General features: G+C 70.7%; 5 protein-coding genes. 3 read left to right on the top strand and 2 right to left on the bottom strand.

Features of this window, described 5'->3' with window-relative positions:
* The coding region (locus PLL68_RS12260; protein WP_502910704.1) for a response regulator at positions 1-434 on the bottom strand (434 nt) is incomplete at its 3' end.
* Positions 431-1,621, bottom strand: a complete 1,191-nt coding sequence (locus PLL68_RS12255) for a sensor histidine kinase (protein ID WP_324534476.1) — start codon at positions 1,619-1,621, stop codon at positions 431-433. The genes PLL68_RS12255 and PLL68_RS12260, both read right to left, overlap by 4 nt.
* A 265-nt stretch (positions 1,622-1,886) precedes the next feature.
* On the opposite strand from PLL68_RS12255, the gene PLL68_RS12250 reads away from it, so the two are divergent.
* From PLL68_RS12250 to asnB, 3 genes are all read left to right on the top strand, one after another.
* On the top strand, positions 1,887-2,642 hold the full coding sequence (locus tag PLL68_RS12250) for a cutinase family protein (protein WP_324534474.1): 756 nt from the start codon (positions 1,887-1,889) through the stop codon (positions 2,640-2,642).
* A 335-nt stretch (positions 2,643-2,977) separates the two neighbouring features.
* Complete coding sequence (locus tag PLL68_RS12245) at positions 2,978-3,901, top strand: alpha/beta hydrolase (protein WP_324534472.1); 924 nt, start codon at positions 2,978-2,980, stop codon at positions 3,899-3,901.
* 112 nt (positions 3,902-4,013) lie between these two features.
* Positions 4,014-5,131: asparagine synthase (glutamine-hydrolyzing) (asnB, locus tag PLL68_RS12240; RefSeq protein ID WP_324534470.1), on the top strand; the 1,118-nt coding region annotated here is incomplete at its 3' end.

Genomic DNA, 5,131 nt, shown 5'->3' with positions numbered 1-5,131 from the left:
CGCACGAGTGCCTCGATGAGGCCGGTGACGCTCGGCGGTGCCACGAGCTCGCCGCGCGACACGGCGAGGAACGCCGTGCGCGTCTCGGCCAGGGTCGACGACTTCGACACCACCCCGGTGGCGCCGGCCGCCAGGCACGAGGCCAGCACGAAGCGGCGCTCCTCCTGGGTGTAGACGCACACGCGGTACCCGGCATCCACCGCGGCGTGGATGGCAGCCACTCCCTGCGCGGCGTCGGGCTGGCGCAGGTTGACCAGGTGCAGGTCGAGGATGACGACGTCGGCGCGCGGGGCCGCTGCGAGGAAGTCCTCGAGGCTGGGGTGGCTGGAGACGAAGGTGAGGTCGGGCAGCAGGACGGCCAGCGACTCGCGCACGGCGGTGGCGTCGTCGACGAGGCTGAAGCGGACGTCGGAACTCTGGTCGGGGTCGGTCACCGGTCACCCTCTCGCGTCAAGGTGACGGTGGTGCCCACTCCGGGGACGCTGTCGATCGTGGTCTCGATTCCGTGCGGGCTCAGCTGGTCGAGGGTCAGGGTGCGGATGCCGACTCCGTAGGTCGTCTCACGGGTGTCGAAGCCGACCCCGTCGTCGTGCACGGTGACTGCCCAGCCGGGGGTGTCCTCGAGCTCCTCGGCGTGCAGCACGACCCGGGTCGCGTTGGCGTGCTGGCGCACGTTGATGAGGATGCTGCGCAGCGCCGTCGCGAGATCGGTCGCCTCCGCGCCCAGGGTGGTTCCCCGGGCCAGGTCCGGGACGACGTCGAGGGGCAGGTCGGTGAACTCGGTCGCGATGTTCTCGACGAGTTCGGCGAGGTCGTGGGGCTCCTCCCCGGTCTGCCCGGGGCCGCCGGCCAGGTAGGCACGCATGCGGTTGAGCTCGGTGGCGGCCTGGACCCAGACCTGCGAGGGGGTGCGGCTGTCGACGGCGCCGAGCGCGCCCTGGTCGACGAGGATCTTCATCAGCGCGGTGCCGTTGTGGATCGCGGCCCGGGCCTTGCGTTCCTCGTCCTCCCGCGCGAGGCGGGCCGCGTACGCCCGGGACTCGTCGGCATCCTGCGCGATGCGCAGCACGGTGCCGACACCGAACCAGGCCAGTGGCGCGAGGCCGAGCATGGTGAACAGCTCACCGACGACCGTGGGGACGTCAGCAGCAGTGGAGATGATCGGCAGCACGTACACGGCGCGGGCGGCCACGAGGGTACCGACCAGTGCCCCCCAGATGCGCACGTCGCGCACCCCGACGAGCGAGCCGGCGACCGAGAGCGAGTAGGCGCTCTGGAAGCCGATCCAGCTCCCCGTGCGCAGTTCGACCGGCACCGTGACGAGCCCGACGAAGAGCAGGCCGACGGCGACGGCGGTGTCCAGGCACGCCCACGCCGTACCCGGTGGGCGGCGTCGCACCACGCACACGGCCGCGGTGGCCAGCGCCATCGCGCTGGCGACCGCCCACGTCAGCGCGGTGAGTGCCCGGTGCTCACCCTGGTCGAGGGCGGCGACCAGGGACGGGAGCATCTGGGCGAGCGTGGCGAGGCGCAGGCCGGCGACGAAGAGGCCGATGGCCCGTTGGGCCCGTGGCAGGGTCGCCGCGTCGGTGCCTGTCTGGGCATCGGTCATGACGGTCATCGCTCACCTCCCCGGGTCCCGTGCGTTCGGTCGTCCTCTGCATCCTCCACCACGCCGCAGGGTGCTCAGGGCAGTCCGGGGGCACAGAGGGGCAATCCGCTCGAGTTCCGCGTTTTCGTTGGATCCAGGAGTCCGTTTCCGCGGTTTCGTGGGATGCCGGTGCGGGCCGCGCGCGGCGACGCTGGCCACTCGCCGGCCCGATGGGCGGCGAACCGTGATGACTGCCCGACACCGGGCCGGCACCGGTCGTTCGAAGGAGGACACCATGAAGGTCACCAGCACGACGCGACGCGTCCTGGCCGCTGCAGCCGTCGTCGCCGCAGCGGTGGCGACCCAGGCCGCTGCCGTTCCGGCATCCGCCACCAGCTCCACGCTCACCTGCGCCAACGTCATCACGATCGTCGCGCGCGGGTCGGACGAGGCGGCCGGGACCGGCGGCACGACGAACGTGTACTCGTCGGGTGGCCTCGGCCTGATGTCGGGGGTTGCGGGAAAGGTGACGGGTGGCACCTCGAAGTCGGTGCGCACGGTCGGGCTGAAGTACCCGGCCACGATCGGGTTCGGTGGCCTCGCGTACTTCTCCAGCCTGGACACCGGCAAGGCCCGTCTCGCAGCGGAGCTCAACCGGCTGGCCACGTTGTGCCCCTCCTCCAGAACCGTGCTCATCGGGTACTCGCAGGGTGCACACGTCGTCGGTGACGTCACGTCGAACAGCAACCCGAACGCGCTCAGCACCGGCGCCAAGAGCCGGATCGCCGCGGTCTACCTCACGGGAGACCCGGTGCGGCGCCCCTACGAGTCGCACAACCGGGGAACCGGCATCGGTGGCGGGGTCCTCGTCGACCGCGGAGCGGGGCAGATGAGTGGTCTGGGATCGCGCATCCTCTCCTACTGCTACAAGGGCGACTGGGCCTGCGACGCGCCCCACAAGGACCCCACCCGCAGCGCCGCGATCCACACCAGCTACGGCAACTCCACCCTCAACACGACCTACGGCACCTGGATCGTCGGCAAGCTCTGAGCCTGGGAGATGGGCAACTCCGCGGATTCGTTGGATGCCGTGACGCCCACCCGTGCACCACGATGGTCCTCAGGACTCCTCGCCGGTTCGCTGGTGAGGCAGGAGGGGTGAGTGCTGGCCCGGCCACCGGCAGATCCTGCCGGTGGCCGGTCCGTGCCCAACGGTGCAGGGTCCCGCCACCTCCGACGTGCCACCAGTCCCACCGCCGCTCGCCGTCTGCGTCGACTGCCGCCGAGCTGGTGGGCCGTCCCGCTGAGGCGTGGGTCACTGCCCCTCGCGCCCGCGACGTGGCAGGCTGTCCCCGGCATACTCACAGGTAACCAAAGGCGGCACCGATGCAGAGCACGACGACCACGGTCACGGCGAGCGACGGGACCGCCCTGCACACCCACCGGTGGGTGCCGGACGGTGAGCCCAAGGCCGTCGTCCAGATCGCCCACGGCATGGCCGAGCACTCGGCCCGCTACGCGCGGCTCGCGCAGGCCCTCACCGAGCACGGGTACGCCGTCTACGCCCACGACCACCGCGGGCACGGCTCGACGGCGAGCGAGATCGACCACGGGTACTTCGCCGACGAGAACGGGTGGGATGCCGTCGTCGCGGACATGCGTGCAGTGACCCGCCTCGCCCAGGAGGAGAACCCCGGCCTGCCGGTCTTCCTCCTCGGGCACTCGATGGGCTCCTTCCTCGCGCGCACGTACGTCATCGAGAACAGCCGGGACCTCGCGGGCCTCGTGCTCTCGGGGACGGGCGGCGACCCGGGCCCCCTCGGCAAGGTCGGTCTCGGTGTGGCCCGGCTCGAGAAGCGGGTGCGTGGCCCCCGCCACGTGAGCGCGCTGCTCGACAAGCTGACCTTCGGCCAGTTCAACGCGGCCTTCAAGCCCAACCGCACCGGGTTCGACTGGCTCTCGCGCGATGACGCGGAGGTCGACGCCTACGTCGACGACGCGCTCTGCGGGCGCACCTTCACCTCGGGCTTCTTCGTCGACCTCTTCGGCGGGATCCAGCGGATCAACGACCGCAAGCAGGTCGCACGGGTGCGCCGCGACCTGCCGATCCTGCTCATCGCCGGCGACAAGGACCCCGTCGGTGACGGCGGAAGGGGCCCGCGCGCCGTGGCCGAGCAGTACAGCTCGGTCGGGGTCGTCGACGTCACCTGCACCCTGTACCCGGGTGCTCGCCACGAGATCTTCAACGAGACCAACCGTGACGAGGTCACGGCGGACGTCGTCGCCTGGCTGGACTCCCACCTGCCCTGAGAGAGGCGCCGGCTCGCCCCGAGGGAGCCGATGGAATCGGACACGGGCGGCATCCGTGGCAGGCTGGGTGGGCACCACCGCCAGCCCCGATACGTGAGGACCGACCAGACGCATGTGTGGCATCGCCGGATACCACGGGCTCCCCGCCGACCCCGCGCTGCTCGAGCGCATGAACGCCCACCAGCAGCACCGTGGCCCTGACGGGGACGGAATCTGCGTCGACGGGCCCTGCGGCCTGGCGCACCGGCGGCTGTCGATCATCGACATCGCCCACGGCCAGCAGCCGATGGACACCGCCGACGGCCGGTACGCGATCGCCTACAACGGCGAGGTCTACAACTACCTCGACCTGCGCGGCGAGCTCGAGGCGCTCGGTCGCACCTTCACGACCGACTCGGACACCGAGGTCGTGCTGCAGGCCTTCGCGCAGTGGGGCGCCGACGCGTTCGACCGGTTCAACGGCATGTTCGGCCTCGCCATCTGGGACCGTCACGAGCAGCGGCTGACCCTGGCCCGCGACCACTTCGGCATCAAGCCGCTCTACGTCGCCATGGTCCCGAACCCGAGCGGTGAGGGCGAGGCGCTGCTGTTCTCCAGCGAGATCAAGCCGATCCTGGCCAGTGGCCTGTACGAGAAGCGGGTCAACGACCGCTCGGTCTACCGCTACCTGCGCTTTCGCGCCCACGAGGACGGCACGGAGACCTTCTTCGAGGGCATCGAGCGCCTCGCTCCGGGCGAGATGCTGGAAGCCGACGCGAACGGCATCCGACGTCGCATGTTCACCCGGCTGAAGGAGGAGCTGCTCGAGCTCGCCTCCGTGCAGCGCCCCTACGACGCGGCCGCGGCCGCGGAGTACAAGCGCCGCCTCGTGGAGTCGGTGCGGCTGCGCCTGCAGTCCGAGGTGCCCGTGGGCACGAGCCTGTCCGGTGGCCTGGATTCGAGTGCGGTCGCCGTCATCATCAACCAGCTGCTGAACGAGGGTGACTCGCTCTCCCTCAGCGCGGTCGGCGCCCGGCAGAACACCTTCTCCGCGATCTTCCCCGGGTCGATCAACGACGAGGAGAAGTACGTCGACGACGTCCTGGACATCTGCACCGGGCACGTCGAGGCGCACAAGATCCTTCCGACGGCCGATGAGTTCAAGGCCGACCTGCTCGACTTCATCCGCACCCAGGAGGAGCCGATCATCTCCTCCGGGCCCTACGCGCAGTACCAGGTGATGCGCGAGGC

Origin of the sequence: Ornithinibacter sp., assembly GCF_035443565.1 — a bacterium.
Taxonomy (GTDB): domain Bacteria; phylum Actinomycetota; class Actinomycetes; order Actinomycetales; family Dermatophilaceae; genus Fodinibacter.
The sequence above is the reverse complement of the archived record's forward strand: the minus strand, read 5'-3'. Positions and strand labels throughout refer to the sequence as shown.